Consider the following 13,823-nt stretch of genomic DNA (forward strand, 5'->3'; position numbering starts at 1 on the left):
CCTGTCGCCATCGAGAGTGACCGATCAACCCGCCACCGCGCACCCCGGATCGGTGTCTCACCCGACCCGGTGAACGTTCGTGGTCATCCCACTAGCGACCTTCAGCGTCGGGACGGCCCCCGCCTTGAGCGTCTCCGAGGCTCTTGGATGCGGAATCTCGGGTGACGGGCACGCGCTGTTGCGGGTCTGGGTGTCGTGTCCACCAGTGTCCGCGTTGTCGACGGCTGCCCAAGGGTCAGAGATCGGCCGGCGGCAGGGCGAGGTGGTCGTGTAGTGCGCGGCGGCCGGTGGCGGTCACGGCGAGCGCGCGTGTCGTGCCAATCCGCGTGATCCAGCCGGCAGTGAGTGCGTGGCCGCACAGCGCGGCACCCACGGCGCCGGCCAGGTGGGGGCGGCGTTCGGTCCAGTCCAGGCACGTACGCACCAGCGGCCGACGCGAGCCGCTCGGCACCGTGATACCGACCTCGGCCAGCCAGGCCGTACCCCCATCGGTCAGACCCGGCTCGGTTCCCCACTCCAGCAGCCCGCGCCCGACCATCGCGTCGGTGATCGCCAGCGCCACGGCTCCGGCCAGGTGGTCGTAACACAGCCGAGCACGGGCGAGTGCCTGCTGACGGCCGGAGGCCGACAGCGAACGTGGCCGGGCGGCTTGCTGCGGGGCCAGCGCGGCGAGGCTCTCGATCAGCTCGACCACCCTGCGGTCGGCCACCCGCAGGTAGCGGTGGCGTCCGTGCCGTTCCTCGGCGAGGAGCCCGCCGCTCACGAGCAGGTTCAGATGCGACGTCGCGGTCGAGGGCGCGACCCCGGCACGACGTGCGAGTTCGGTCGCCGTCCATGCCCGGCCGTCGAGCAGCGCCAGGCAGAAGGCGGCCCGGGTCCCGTCGGCCAGCAGCCTGGCCACGGCAGCCAGGTCCACGCCCACGTCATGACTTCCGCGCTCGACGTCCATATCCCCGATTGTCGCCGACCTCGGTTCGACGTCCATCGAAGCGTCCACGCCTTAGCGTCGCCGGGTGTGCAGGGCACGCCCTGTACCTCCGCTACCGCACTGGAGGAACCATGCCCGGATCCGACACGACCCTCAGCGCGCCACCGCGTCCCGAACCCCGGACGGACCTCGTCGTCACCGACGCCCCGATGCCCGCGGACATCGCGGTGATCTCCGACGCGCTGGACCGGTTCAACATCGAGAAGACGGGAGTCGACGACCGGAGACCGCTCGCTGTCCTGGTCCGTGATCCAGAGACGCACCAGGTGATCGGCGGACTGACCGGGCGCACCTCGTTCGGGCTGTTCTTCGTCGACCTCTTCTTCCTGCCGCCCGAACTGCGTGGCAGCGGGCTGGGCGGGGAGATCCTCCGACAGGCCGAGGACGTGGCTCGCGCCCGCGGCTGCCGCGCGGCTGTGCTCTACACGATCACCTTCCAGGCCCCCGGCTTCTATCGGAAGCAAGGATGGAGGCACCTGGGAGAGGTCCCCTGCGATCCGCCGGGCACCAGCCGCGTCTTCATGACCAAAGAACTCGCCGCACGAACCGACAACAGACTCCGATCAGACGAGAGGCCGGGGAGCCAGTGTTCGGATGCTCACCGCCCCCCGGCCATTCAGGGTCAGCCTTGCGAGCCGGTGTCAGCGCGGGTCATGGTCGATGCGTATCCGCCTCCACCGGGGTAGACCCAGTCGCCGGTAACCGCGGTGTCGTCGGCGCTGAACCTGCCCTGGTAGTACGCCGGGCTGCCCTTCGCGCCGGCCCAGATGGTCAGCGTGTCGCCAGTCAGTTCGTAGACGTAGTCGAGGGTGTTGCCCTCCGAGTCGTAGAACCGCGACACCACGTCCGCGCCGACCGGCTCGCCGTACGGGCGCAGGTTTCCGATCACCTCCATGCCGGTGACCGGCTGGCCGAACTGGCTGAGCTCGACGTGCTGGAGCAGGAAGAAGCCGCCGGGCATCCACTCGTACCGCACGGTTCCTTCGGCGCCGCCGGTCACCGTCCAGGTGCCGACCAGGCGGTCCAGGGTCTTCAGCTCGGTGCTCGGCAGGGTGTTCTCGGACATCGTGTGCTCCTTCGTCGGTGAGTGTTCGTCGGTACCTCGGAGGCGCGGGCCGCGCTTTGACGCCCGATTGTTGTGACGTAGGTCACATGGCGTCCGCGTCAAGATTCCCAGTCGGGTCACGAGGTAGCGGTAGGAACCCATCAAGGAGGAAGTCATGGCCACCGTCGCCACCGTCCGCCGCTCGTCCGACCCCCTGCTGCTCGCCGGTGCCCTCGCCGGGCCGGTCTTCTTCACCTCGGCCATCACCCAGATGCTCACCCGTGAGGGCTTCGACATCACCCGGCACCCGATCAGCCAGCTCGCCACCGGCGGCCTCGGCTGGATCCAGATCACGACCTTCGTGCTCGCGGGCCTCGGCGGTGTGGCGCTGGCCGCCGGCATCAAGCGCACTCTCACCGAGGGGATCGGCCGGCGGGTCGTGCCGATCTTCGTCGGGATCTTCGGCGCCGGGATGATCGCCGCCGGCCTGTTCACCATGGATCCGGAGAAGGGCTTCCCTGTCGGCACCTCCGACGCGCCGGTCGCCGAGATGTCCTGGCACAGCGTCGTGCACGGGGCCGCGGCCGCCGTCGCCTTCACCGCGCTGGCCGTCGCCGCCATCGTCCTGACCGTCCGGTACGTCGGCCGCCGGGCCGTACTGCCGGCCGTACTGAACGGCTTCGCCGCGCTCGTCCTGCTGCTGCCCATGTCGCCGGATCACATGAGCATCCAGATCGCCGTGAACGGCGTGGTCGCCTTCACCTGGACGACCGTCCTCGCACTGTCCCTGCGGCGTATCGGCTGACCTGGCGTAATGTCATCAAAGTACGATCACAGGAGGATCCACCTTGAAGTACCTGCTGCTCAGTTACACGCCGGCCGCCTCCTGGGACGCCGCGACCGCCGACGCCCCGACCGAGGAGGCGATGGCCGCGTTCGCCGCATACCAGAAGTTCGAGCAGGAACTGTTCGAGACCGGTGAGTTCGTCGGCGCCGAGGGCCTCGGCCATCCTGCGGTCAGCACCACGGTCCGCAAGACCTCGGGCGGGGTGGTCGCGACGGACGGACCGTTCGCCGAACTCAAGGAGGTCCTGGCCAGCTTCGCGGTGATCGACGTGGCCAGCCACGAACGCGCCGTCGAGATCGTCTCACGGATGGTCGAGGTGCTGGGTGAGCCGATGGAGATTCGGCCGGTCATGGGTGAGGATTTCACGGCATGACCGGCGACACCGGGCGACGTCCGTCCCCAGCGGAGGGCCGGGCGGGCAGGCGGACGGCAGACTCGGCGTGACCACGGACGTCGAGCACCTGCTGCGCACCGAGGCGCCACAGGTACTCGGCGCGCTGGTGCGGCGCTTCGGCCGCTTCGACCTCGCCGAGGACGCGGTGCAGGAGGCGCTGCTCGCCGCGAGCCGGGCGTGGCCGGCCGACGGCGTGCCAGAGAATCCGCGTAGCTGGCTGATCCGGATCGGCTACCGGCGGATGGTCGACCTGCTCCGCTCCGACCAGGCCCGGCGCCGACGCGAGCAGGAAGCCGGTATGGCCGACATGGCCATGCAGGAACCGGCCCGCCGGGCGCACTCCCCGCAGGAGACCGACGACAGCCTCGCCCTGTTGCTGCTCTGTTGCCACCCTGCGCTGAGCATCACCTCCCAGGTGGCGCTCACGCTGCGTGCGGTGGGCGGTCTGACGACCGCTGAGATCGCGCACGCTCACGGGACGACCGAGGGCACGATGGGCGCGCGCATCAGCCGCGCCAAACAGCGACTGGCCCGCGTCGGCGGCCGCTTCACCCAGCCGACCGACGCCGACCGGGACAGCCGGATAGCCGCCGTGATGCAGGTGCTCTACCTGATCTTCAACGAGGGCTACACGGCCTCCACCGGCGACCACCTCGCCCGCATCGACCTGACCAGCGAAGCGATCCGGCTGACCCGCATGCTCCACGACTCCCTGCCGGACGACGCCGAAGTGACCGGCCTGCTCGCGCTGATGCTGCTCACCGAGTCGCGGCATACCGCCCGCACCGGCGACGACGAGCTGGTGCCACTGGACGAACAGGACCGTACACAGTGGAACTCCACCCTGATCCGTGAGGGCACCGAGCTGATCGACAGTGTCTGGAACCGGCGCGAGGTGGGCCAGTACCAGGTGCAGGCGGCGATCGCGGCCGTGCACGCCACGGCCTCGTCACCGGAGCAGACGGACTGGCCGCAGATCGCGGCACTGTACCTCTGGCTCGAACGGCTCAATCCGATCGCGCCGGTACGGCTCAGCCGGGTGGTCGCGGTGGCCCAAGCCTACGGGCCGACCAGAGGGCTGGCGCTGCTCGACGATCTCAACCGCCGCTACCGGCTGGACCAGGAACCACTGACCCGGCAACGAGAACACGCGGTGCGCGCCCACCTACTCCAGTTGACCGGCGACGCGGCAGGTGCGGCGACCCTGTACCGCCAGGCAGCCGCCTTGACGGCCAACCAGGCCGAACGGCGCTACCTCCTCGGCAGATCCGACCGCCTCGGCTGACGCGGCGGGAGTCCTTTTTGCCAGGCGACCGGTGCGGGGGCCGTCACATCAGCCAGGTCACCGACATCAGGGTGTGCGTCGATGACCGGCTGTGGGGGTGAGAAGCCGCACGAGCGGGCGGGGTCGGGCGGGTCTGCCCAGCTGGCTCGGCCTTCCCTAGATTCTGCTTGAGGCGCGGACCAGCAGCCAGATGAAGTAGAGGCCGCCGAGGGAGACCGTCATGATGCCGACGGGGAGCTGCTCCGGAGCGAAGGCCCGCTGTGCGGCGAAGTCGGCCAGCGCGAGCAGGACGGCGCCGAGCGCCGCCGACGGCAGCAGGCCCACCCCGGAGGTGCCGGTGAGCCGGCGGGCGATCTGCGGTGCCACCAGCGACACGAACGCGATCGGCCCCGCCGCGGCCGTGGCCAGCGCGGTCAGCGCCACACCCAGGACGACGAGCGTCAGCCGTACGGCGTTGCCCGGCACCCCGGTGGCCATCGCGACGTCGTCGCCGAGTTCGAGCTGACGCATCGCCGAGCCGTGCGCGAGCGTGAGCGGCAGGAGCACCGCCATGATCGCCAGCACCGGCCAGAGCTGCTCCGGCTCCAGCCCGCTCAGCGACCCGGCTCCCCACACCGCGGCCTGCAGCGCCTCGTCCAGATTGGCCTTGAGCACCAGCCAGGTGTTGACGGCCCCCAGCATGGCCGACACGCCGATGCCCACGACGATCAGCCGGAAGCCCTGTACGCCGCGCCGGTAGGCCAGCAGGTACACCAGCGCCGCCGTCGCCACCCCGCCGGCCAGGGCTCCGGCCGCGGTCGCGTAGTAGCCGCCGCCCGCCAGCAGCATCACCAGCAGCGCGCCGGTGTAGGAGCCGGCGGAGAAGCCCACGACGTCCGGTGAACCGAGCGGGTTGCGGGTCAGCGACTGGAAGATCGCCCCGCTGAGCGCGAGCGCCGCGCCGAGCAGCACGGCCAGGACCGCCCTGGGCAGGCGCCATTGCACGACGACCGTGTACTCCTGCGGCGTACCGTCGCCCATCAGTGTGCCGACTACGCGGTCGACCGGCACCGCGAAGTCGCCGGAGCCCAGCGTGAGCAGCATCATCACGACGGCGAGCAGCAGCAGGACCGTCGTCGTGAGGAGGGTTCTGACCTCGACCCGCAGCGACAGTAGGCGATGACGCAGCACCCAGGTGCCGCGCCCGAAGTCGACGGCCGCGGGCTTCACAGGCTGCTCACCTTCCTCCTGCGCGCGAGCAGGATCAGCACGGGGGCGCCCAGGAACGCGGTCACCACGCTCACCCGGAGTTCCTGCGGCGACAGCACCACCCGCCCCACGACATCGGCGGCCAGCAGCAGGATCGGCGAGCACACGATCGTGTACGGGATGATCCAGCGCTGGTCGGGACCGACGAGCCAGCGGACCGCGTGCGGCACCATCAGCCCCACGAACCCGACCGGGCCGACGGCGGCCGTGGCCGCCCCCGCCAGCAGGGTCACCGCGACGATCACCACCGTCCTGGCACGGCCGACACGCGCGCCGAGGGAGCGCGCCAGGTCGTCGCCGAGCGCGATCGTGTTCAGCGGCCGGGCGGCGGCGAGCGCGAGCAGCAGGCCGGCGGCGATGAACGGCAGCACCGCCCAGAACACCGCCCAGTTCCGCCCGGCGAGTGATCCCGCGCTCCAGCTGCGCATGCTGTCGAACAGCTCGGGGCGCAGCAGCGTCACTCCGGACGCGATCCCGCCCAGCAGCGCGCCCAGCGCCACCCCGACGAGCGTGAGCCGGATCGGGGTGGCCCCGGACCGGCCGATCGAGCCGAGCGTGTAGACCGCCACCGTCACCGCCACGGCTCCGCCGAAGGAGAACCAGAGGTACCCGCCGATCGAGCCGACCCCGAAGAACGCCACCCCCATCGTCACCGCGAACCCGGCGCCGGCGTTGACCCCGAGGATCCCGGGGTCGGCGAGCGGATTGCGGGTCAGGGCCTGGATCAGCGCCCCGGCCACGCCGAGCGCGGCCCCGGCCAGCAGGCCGAGGACGGTGCGGGGCAGGCGGAACTGCCGCACGATCAGGTGGTCGTTGGAGGAGTCCGGCTGGAGCACGGCCTGCATGACCGTGTCCATGGCGATGTGCTTCGAACCCACGGTGACGCTGGCCAGGACGACCAGGCCGAGCAGCAGGGAGCAGGCGACCAGCCACATCCCGCGCTGTGCGCGCGTGCGCGCCAGACCGGCCCTCGCCTGCCGCGGGGATGCGGGCGCGCGGGGACCGCGGTCGGTCAGAGCGGTCACAACCCCACGTGCTCCAGCATCCGCTCGACCTCGTCGAGGACCTCCTGCTCGTCGCGCTCGCCGTCCCAGGCGGACTCCAGCCTGGCCTTCAGCGTGTCGTCCAGGGCGTCGAAGCGGGCCTGCCACTCCTCGGCCCGGTGCGTCCAGTAGCCGGTCACCTTGTAGCGCTCGCCGGGCAGGCCCAGTTCGTGGCGGAGGTAGGCGCGGATGCCGCGCAGCATCAGGCTCTCACCGGCGACCCAGATGTAGCCGGGTCCTCCGGGCAGCGCCAGCCGTCTCACGGCCTCGGGCAGGCGGCTCGGCGCGATGCCGTTGCCGCTGCCGTACAGCCAGACGAACTCCACGTCGGCCGCCGAGGCGATCTCCTGTACGTGGGACTCCTCGGCCACCTCGACGATGGCCTTCGCCCTGGTTCCGGCGGGGAGCGCCTCCACCAGCCGCCCCAGCGCGGGCAGCCCGGTCGCGTCGGACACCAGGACCTGCCATCGAGTGTCCGCGGGAGGTGCGTACAGGCCGCGCGACTCCCCGATGTACAGCTCGTCGCCGGGCTTCGCGCGCTGCGCCCAGTCGCTGGCCACGCCGCCCTCGTGCACGACGAAGTCGATGGTCATCCGCCCGGCGCCCGGCTCGAAGCGGCGGACGGTGTACGGCTGGCACGGCGACGGCGTCTCACCCGCGGGGTAGGTCCACCGCCGCCCGCTCTCCACCGGCAACACGAACTTCCCCGTCCCGGGCACGGGGAAGTGCAGCCGCAGGTACTCGTCGCCGACTCCGGCGCTGACGAACCCGCTCAGGTCGTCGCCGCCGAACACGACCCTGATCATGCCGGGCGTCAGCGCCACGGCTTCCTGGACGATCCCGCGCAGGAGCGTGGACATCAGGCCTCCTTGAGCTTGGTGAAGAGGGCGTCCCAGCCTTCGATGGCCTTGCGGACGGTGTAGCAGCCGCCGTGGTAGATATCGCCCTCGAGCAGAGTCACCTTCCCGGCCTTGACCGCGGGCAGCTTCAGCCAGAGCGGATTGGCCATGAGGGCGTCGTAGGCGTCCTTGCTACCGGTGATCATGAAGCCCTGGCAGTCGGCGATGCGGTCGAGCTGCTCGCTGCTCAGGCCGTTCTCCGCCATGCTGAACAACTTGCCGTCGGGTGAGGAGCCGCCCAGGTCGGTGAGAGTCGTCTCGGCGGGCAGCAGGCCCTGGTCGGACCTGCGCGTGCTGGTGACGTACACGGTGGCCTCGTCCGCGAGATAGGAGATCGCGGCCACCTTGGCGGTCGAGATCAGGTCGCCGTGGCGCTGCCTGACCTGCGCCAGCAGCGCGTCGTAGTCGGCCTCGGCGGTCGCCAGGCGATCGGGTACGGCGAGCCAGGTGGCCAGGCGGGTGAGGTTCTCCCGCCAGGTCACCGCAGAGTCGGTGGGCAGCACGGGGGCGATCTTCCGCAGCTTCGCGACCGGCCAGAACTCGCTCTCGTGGTTGAGGCAGACGATCAGGTCGGGGCGCAGGGACATGATCTGCTCGACGTTGGGCTTGGCGCTCAGCCACGGGACCTCGGCGCCGACCGGGACCCAGGGCTTGGCCCGGTCGTAGGTGTAGCCGATCAGCGGCAGGCCGAGCGCGACGGCGGGCTCCAGGTCCAGGCGGGCGTCGATGGCCACGACCCGCTGGGGGGCGGCGGGGATGTCGTAGGTGCCGAGTGGTGTGGTCACCTTGCGGGTGGCGGCCGCGCGGGCGGCGGGCGTACCCGGGCCGCCGCCACCGCAGGCGGCCAGGAGGGCGGCACCCGCCATGCCGGTCGCGCCGGCGAGCAGCCGCCGCCTGGTCAGTGAGTCGGCCAACATCCGTGTCACCGCTTCTCCTCGAATCTTTCTTAGGCAAGGCTAACCTTATCGAGGAGCCGCGGCAGGGTCATTGCGGTGTCTGGACGATCGCTACCGCTTTTTGGACACCGACTGGTGGACGGCGGTGAAACTGTGGAAGTAGGCCGCCGGCGTGTGCCCGGTGATCTGACGGAACAGATCGATGAAGGTGCTCGGATTGGCGTAGCCGAGCCGCGCGGCCACCGTCGTGACCGGCCTGCCGACGGCGATCTCGATCAGCGCCGCGCGGACGCGCACCAGGATGCGCCACTGGGTGAGGCTGAGTCCGGTCTCCCTGGTGAAGCTCCGCGTCAGCGTACGGGCGCTGACCCCGAGCCAGGCCGCCCAGTCGCCGGTCGTCCTGTCGTCGGCCGGGTCGGCGACGATCTGCGTGGCGATACGCCGCAGCCGTACGTCGACCGGCATCCGGATGTCCAGCGAGGCGGCCTGGACAGGCCGCAGCAGGTCGACCGCGAGCCGCTGCAGCCGTATCCGCACGTCGCTGGGCAGTTCCTCGTCCATGTTGTACAGCAGGAGTTCCCGCAGCACTCCGGTGAGCGTGATGCCGACGATGCCGTCCCAGGGCACACTGACACGCTCGGGCGTGAAGTACGTGGCGCACATCACCGCGCCCGAGTCGGCGCGCACATGATGCGGCGTCCCCGCGGGTATCCAGATCCCCAGCACCGGCGGCACCATCCAGAGCTGCCCCTCGGCCTCGACCGTCACCGCACCGCCGCCCGACCAGATGAGCTGGTGCTCGTGGTGCGTGTGCGTGTCCCACACGCTGGGATCGGTGACGGTGAACCGGGTGGAGGTGAGCAGCCACGGCTCGGCCACCATCCGGCCGGGCGGCGAGACCGGCTCCCGCCAGGTGAGCGGCTCCAGGACAGGAGCACCCCACAGCCGCACGAACTTTTGGCCATTTACCGGCATAATTTGTCAACCTACCGCATTGTCGTTCAACGTCCCGGGTCCCTAGCTTCTTAGGGTGACCTTACTTCGAGCTCCGGGCGAGCTGATCCGGCACGCCTCGCTCGCCAACGGCCGCGGACGGCGGCTCGGCGTCGCCGTCGCCGGGCTGGCCGGGCACCAGGTCGCCGAGGCGCTCGTCCCCGTCCTCATCGGCGTCGTCATCGACCGCGCCATCGGCCGCGCCGACCTGCCCGCCCTGTTCCGCTGGCTGGGCGTGCTCGCCGCCGTGTTCGCCCTCCTCGTCCTCGCCTGGCGGATCGCCACCCGCCTCAACAGCGGAGTCTTCCTGTACGGCGAGCACGACCTGCGCCTGCTCGCCGCCCGCAGGATCCTGCACCCCCGCGGAATGGCCGGGCGCCGGGCCCCCGGCGAGACGCTCACGATCTCCACCTCCGACGCCGCCAGCGTCTCGGGCTTCTCCTGGGTCATCGCCGAGCAGAGCGCCTCGTTCGCGGCGCTGGCCACGGCCACGGTCTCGATGCTGGTGATCTCGTGGCCGCTCGCCGTGTGCGTCGTGATCGCGACCGCGCTCCAGCTCCTGCTGATCCACCGGCTCAGCCGACCGCTGGAGCAGCGCGCCTACGCCGAGGCCGCCCAAGCCGCCAGGGCGAGCGTGCTGGCCACCGACTTCGCCGCCGGACTGCGCGTGCTCAAGGGGTTCGGGGCCGAGCGGGAGGCCGCCGCCCGCCACGCCGAGGCGGCTGAGGCCTCCCGGCGCGCGGCGGTGGCCAACGTGAACGCGCAGGCGCGGGTGTCCGCGGTCAACACCGTCGTGGCAGGGGTGTTCCTGGCGTTGATCGCGCTGGCCGCCTCGTGGGCGGCGGCGAGCGGCGCCATCACCGTGGGCAGCCTGGTGGCCGTCGTCGGGCTGGCGCAGTTCGTCAGGGGACCCATGGAGCAGCTCGGCTACCTCGGCGCCGACCTCGCGGCCAAGCGCGGCTCCGCGCGACGCCTGTCGGAACTGCTGGCCATGCCGTACCAGGCTCCCGAGGCCGAGACCGAGGCCGTCGAGCCCGACCCCGCCACGCCGGTCGTCGTCCTGGGAGAGCTCCGGGTACGGCAGGGCGAGATCGTCGGCGTCGACGCCTCCGAGGACGCCACCCTGCTCGATCTCCTGTCCTGCAGAAGGGCCGCCCCGCCGGGGCACTACCTCGTCCACGGGGTCGACGCCCGCAGGCTGGGGCCGGACCGGGTGCGGGAGGTCGTCTTCGCACCGCCGCACGACGCGACCGTGTTCACCGGCAGCGTCGCGGACAACCTGGCGGCCGACGCCGTTCAGCCCTGGGCCGTCGCCGCCTCCGCGCTGGACGACGTGCTCACCCACCTGCCCGACGGGCTCGGCTCCTCGGTCGGCGAGCAGGGCCGGCTGCTCTCGGGCGGCCAGCGGCAACGGCTTCTGCTGGCCCGCGCACTGCACCAGCCCCAGCCCGTTCTGGTCCTGCACGAGCCGACCAGTTCGGTGGACAGCGTCACCGAGCAGCGCATCGCCCGGGCGCTGCGCGACGTCGAAGGGAAGACGATCATCCTGATCACCTCCAGTCCCGGCCTGCTCCGAGCCTGCTCCCGCGTGGTTCGCTCACCCGGTCGCGAGCCGCGATGAACGGCTCCGCACTGCCGGTCGCCTCCACTCGGGACACGGCCCGCGCCTCACTTCGCCTGCTGGGCCGCCACCGGATGTCGCTGCTGGGCACCGTACTCATCCTGCTGGCCGGCGTCAGCGCGGGCCTGGCCACGCCGGCGCTCCTGGGGGCGATGGTCGACACGGTCGCCCGAGGGCAGAGCACGGCACTCGGCCCACTCGGGCTCGCCCTGCTGGCGGCGACGGCCACCAGCGCGGCCCTCACCTGGTGGGGCAGGATTCTGCTGGCCAAGCTGGCCCAGGGCGCGCTCACCGACCTGCGCGTCCGCGTCTTCACCGCCGCCACGGCCCAACCGGCCGCGATCATCGAGCGGGCAGGCACCGGCGACCTCGTCTCCCGCGTCTCCGGCGACGTCGAGGCCGTCAACACCGCCATCGGCCGGGTGCTGCCCGCCTTCGTCTCGGCGCTGTTCACGATCGCGCTCACGCTGGTCGGCATCGGTCTGCTGGACTGGCGGCTCGTGCTCGCCGTACTGCTGGCGGCCCCGGTCCAGTACGGGGCGCTGCGCTGGTTTCTGTCCAGGTCGGGGCCGGTCTACCGGGAGTCGCGGGCGGCCGAGGCCCGGCGTGGCCAGCAGCTCATCGAAACCCTGTCCGGGGCCGACACGGTCGCCGCCCTGCGCCACGGTGACCGTCACCTCGCGGCGGTCGCCCGAACCTCCGAGGAGGCGATCGGCGTGGACCTGACCACCGTACGGCTGCGCACGATCTTCTTCGGGCGGCTGAACCTCGCCGAGCTCATCGGCCTGGCGTCGGTCCTGGGGGCCGCCTACTGGCTGGTGACCCGGGGCGAGGTGACGCTCGGCGCGGCCACCGCGGCGGCCCTGTACTTCCACAACCTCTTCGCCCCGATCGGGGTCCTGCTCTCCAGCGTCGACGAGCTCCAGAGCGCGGCCGCCGGGCTCGCCCGGCTCTTCGGCGTCACCGCGCTGGAATCCGGCGCGGAAGTCAGGCCGGAGCGGGACCGAAGCCACGGGTGCGTCTCCGCCGAAATGGATGCCGTCTCCTACTCCTACACCCCCGGCCGCCCCGCGCTGCACGAGGTGTCGCTCAAGCTCGGCGCGGGCGAGCGGGTGGCGGTCGTCGGGGCGAGCGGCGCCGGGAAGTCCACCCTGGCCAAGCTCATCACCGGCATCCACCAGCCGGACTCGGGGACGGTCCGCGTCGACGGCACCCCACTCGCGGACCTGTCACCCGCCGCCCTCCGCGCCCGGGTCGGCCTGCTCAGCCAGGAGATCCACGTCTTCACCGGAACCCTCGCGGAGGACCTGTGGCTCTTCGCGCCCGAGGCGACCGTGGCGCGGATCGAGGAGATCCTGGACAGGTTGGACGCCTCGTGGGTACGCGCGCTCCCCCTGGGGCTGGACACCGTGGTCGGCGCGGGCGGACACCCCTTGACCGCGGCCCAGGCCCACCACCTGGCCCTGGCCCGGCTGGTCCTGGCTGACCCTCCGCTCGCCGTACTGGACGAGGCCACGGCGGAGGCGGGCACCACCGACGCGGCCGTGCTCGACGCGGCGGCCGAAGCCGCCCTGGCCGGGCGCACCGCCGTGGTCATCGCCCACCGCCTCAGCCAGGCCCGGCACGCCGACCGCATCCTGGTCTTGGACGGCGGGCGCGTGGTGGAGGAGGGCACCCACGAACAGCTACTGGAGCAGGGCGGCCAGTACGCCCGACTGTGGGCCGCCAGCGACGGTTGACCTTTGCCACCTGGCCCGGCCCGCCGGGCTGGACACCCCCCACCGCCCGCCCGCTCGTCAGCTCCGCTTCGGTGGGCCCTTGTGGACGGGTGCCGCGACGCGGTTCCACAGGTTGATCTGCGCCACCTGGGTGACGAGGTACGCGGCCTCCTCCGGCTTGAACGCGGCGGCCACCGCGTCCCAGACCTCATCCGACACGTCATCGGGCTGGCGCGTGGCGGCCTCGGCATAGGCCAGTGCGGCTCGCTCCGCCTCGGTGTACAGCTCCGACTCCCGCCAGGCGCACAGCTGGTAGATCCGATCCGGCTTCTCCCCCAGTCGCAGCGCCTCGTGGGTGTGCAAGTCGATGCAGTAGAGGCAGCCGTTTAGCTGCGAGCTACGGATCTTGACGAGCTCCCGGATCGTGGCGCCCAGCGGCCCCTTCCGGATCAGCTGATCCGCCTGGTGGAACGCCGCGTACACCTCGGGCGCCAGCTCAGCGATGTTCAAGCGTGTCATTGTCTTCCCTTCTTGTCGTTCATCATGGAGACGAGATGACACCTGCGGATGTGACGGCTTTCGCCGGAAAGTTCTCGCAAGCAGCGGGCTGAGGTGCGGGAGCTTGCCCGGACTGAGCACCCACCGGATCGCCAGGCTCCGGCCGTCGAAGGTGTCGACCAGCCCGGCGCCATGCTTTCTCGCGCCCTGCGGTGAGCGCTCAGCCCCGCTGGCGGGGACGCTCCACGATCGGCGCGAGTTCACGGTATGGAGCGTGACTTACATCACAACGGATGCGCCCGGCGTGATCATGTCATCGCCGGGCGCACCCGTTGAGTGTCGGAAGGT

General features: G+C 71.4%; 14 protein-coding genes. 6 read left to right on the forward strand and 8 right to left on the reverse strand.

Annotated features, from left to right (window positions below):
• Nucleotides 1-235: 235 nt before the first annotated feature.
• Nucleotides 236-949: a winged helix-turn-helix domain-containing protein gene (locus ABZ911_RS32990; protein WP_358064904.1), complete on the reverse strand. Its 714-nt coding sequence runs from the start codon at nucleotides 947-949 to the stop codon at nucleotides 236-238.
• A gap of 110 nt (nucleotides 950-1,059) precedes the next feature.
• On the opposite strand from ABZ911_RS32990, the gene ABZ911_RS32995 reads away from it, so the two are divergent.
• Nucleotides 1,060-1,674, forward strand: coding sequence for a GNAT family N-acetyltransferase (locus ABZ911_RS32995; protein WP_358064907.1), 615 nt, complete (start codon nucleotides 1,060-1,062; stop codon nucleotides 1,672-1,674).
• On the opposite strand, the gene ABZ911_RS33000 is transcribed toward ABZ911_RS32995, so the two are convergent.
• Nucleotides 1,611-2,054, reverse strand: coding sequence for a hypothetical protein (locus ABZ911_RS33000; RefSeq protein ID WP_358064910.1), 444 nt, complete (start codon nucleotides 2,052-2,054; stop codon nucleotides 1,611-1,613). The genes ABZ911_RS32995 and ABZ911_RS33000 overlap by 64 nt on opposite strands.
• A gap of 154 nt (nucleotides 2,055-2,208) precedes the next feature.
• Here ABZ911_RS33000 and ABZ911_RS33005 point away from each other — a divergent pair, with 154 nt between their 5' ends.
• The 3 genes from ABZ911_RS33005 to ABZ911_RS33015 all read left to right on the forward strand — a co-directional run bounded on the left by ABZ911_RS33005 (nucleotide 2,209) and on the right by ABZ911_RS33015 (nucleotide 4,559).
• Nucleotides 2,209-2,838: a DUF998 domain-containing protein gene (locus tag ABZ911_RS33005; protein WP_358064913.1), complete on the forward strand. Its 630-nt coding sequence runs from the start codon at nucleotides 2,209-2,211 to the stop codon at nucleotides 2,836-2,838.
• A 43-nt stretch (nucleotides 2,839-2,881) separates the two neighbouring features.
• Complete coding sequence (locus ABZ911_RS33010) at nucleotides 2,882-3,253, forward strand: YciI family protein (protein ID WP_358064915.1); 372 nt, start codon at nucleotides 2,882-2,884, stop codon at nucleotides 3,251-3,253.
• Between the two features lie 67 nt (nucleotides 3,254-3,320).
• On the forward strand, nucleotides 3,321-4,559 hold the full coding sequence (locus ABZ911_RS33015) for a sigma-70 family RNA polymerase sigma factor (protein ID WP_358064918.1): 1,239 nt from the start codon (nucleotides 3,321-3,323) through the stop codon (nucleotides 4,557-4,559).
• A 156-nt stretch (nucleotides 4,560-4,715) separates the two neighbouring features.
• Here ABZ911_RS33015 and ABZ911_RS33020 read toward each other — a convergent pair whose 3' ends face one another.
• From ABZ911_RS33020 to ABZ911_RS33040, 5 genes are all read right to left on the reverse strand, one after another.
• Entirely contained in the window at nucleotides 4,716-5,768 is a 1,053-nt protein-coding gene (locus tag ABZ911_RS33020) for an iron chelate uptake ABC transporter family permease subunit (protein ID WP_358064921.1), read from the reverse strand.
• On the reverse strand, nucleotides 5,765-6,832 hold the full coding sequence (locus tag ABZ911_RS33025; RefSeq protein ID WP_358064924.1) for an iron chelate uptake ABC transporter family permease subunit: 1,068 nt from the start codon (nucleotides 6,830-6,832) through the stop codon (nucleotides 5,765-5,767). Before ABZ911_RS33025 ends, ABZ911_RS33020 begins: the two co-directional genes overlap by 4 nt.
• Complete coding sequence (locus tag ABZ911_RS33030) at nucleotides 6,829-7,710, reverse strand: siderophore-interacting protein (RefSeq protein ID WP_358064927.1); 882 nt, start codon at nucleotides 7,708-7,710, stop codon at nucleotides 6,829-6,831. The genes ABZ911_RS33025 and ABZ911_RS33030 overlap by 4 nt, the downstream gene beginning before the upstream one ends.
• Nucleotides 7,710-8,666 (reverse strand): ABC transporter substrate-binding protein, encoded by a 957-nt coding sequence (locus tag ABZ911_RS33035; RefSeq protein WP_358065129.1) that lies wholly within the window; start codon nucleotides 8,664-8,666, stop codon nucleotides 7,710-7,712. Before ABZ911_RS33035 ends, ABZ911_RS33030 begins: the two co-directional genes overlap by 1 nt.
• Nucleotides 8,667-8,756: 90 nt before the next feature.
• On the reverse strand, nucleotides 8,757-9,596 hold the full coding sequence (locus tag ABZ911_RS33040; RefSeq protein ID WP_358064930.1) for an AraC family transcriptional regulator: 840 nt from the start codon (nucleotides 9,594-9,596) through the stop codon (nucleotides 8,757-8,759).
• 79 nt (nucleotides 9,597-9,675) lie between these two features.
• Between ABZ911_RS33040 and ABZ911_RS33045 the strand changes: the two genes are divergently transcribed.
• Entirely contained in the window at nucleotides 9,676-11,259 is a 1,584-nt protein-coding gene (locus ABZ911_RS33045) for an ABC transporter ATP-binding protein (RefSeq protein WP_358064933.1), read from the forward strand.
• Nucleotides 11,256-12,998, forward strand: a complete 1,743-nt coding sequence (locus ABZ911_RS33050) for an ABC transporter ATP-binding protein (RefSeq protein WP_358064936.1) — start codon at nucleotides 11,256-11,258, stop codon at nucleotides 12,996-12,998. Before ABZ911_RS33045 ends, ABZ911_RS33050 begins: the two co-directional genes overlap by 4 nt.
• Before the next feature lie 57 nt (nucleotides 12,999-13,055).
• Here ABZ911_RS33050 and ABZ911_RS33055 read toward each other — a convergent pair whose 3' ends face one another.
• Complete coding sequence (locus tag ABZ911_RS33055; RefSeq protein ID WP_358064939.1) at nucleotides 13,056-13,496, reverse strand: carboxymuconolactone decarboxylase family protein; 441 nt, start codon at nucleotides 13,494-13,496, stop codon at nucleotides 13,056-13,058.
• Nucleotides 13,497-13,823: the final 327 nt, after the last annotated feature.

Origin of the sequence: Nonomuraea sp. NPDC046570 (assembly GCF_040645915.1) — a bacterium.
Classification (GTDB): Bacteria; Actinomycetota; Actinomycetes; order Streptosporangiales; family Streptosporangiaceae; genus Nonomuraea.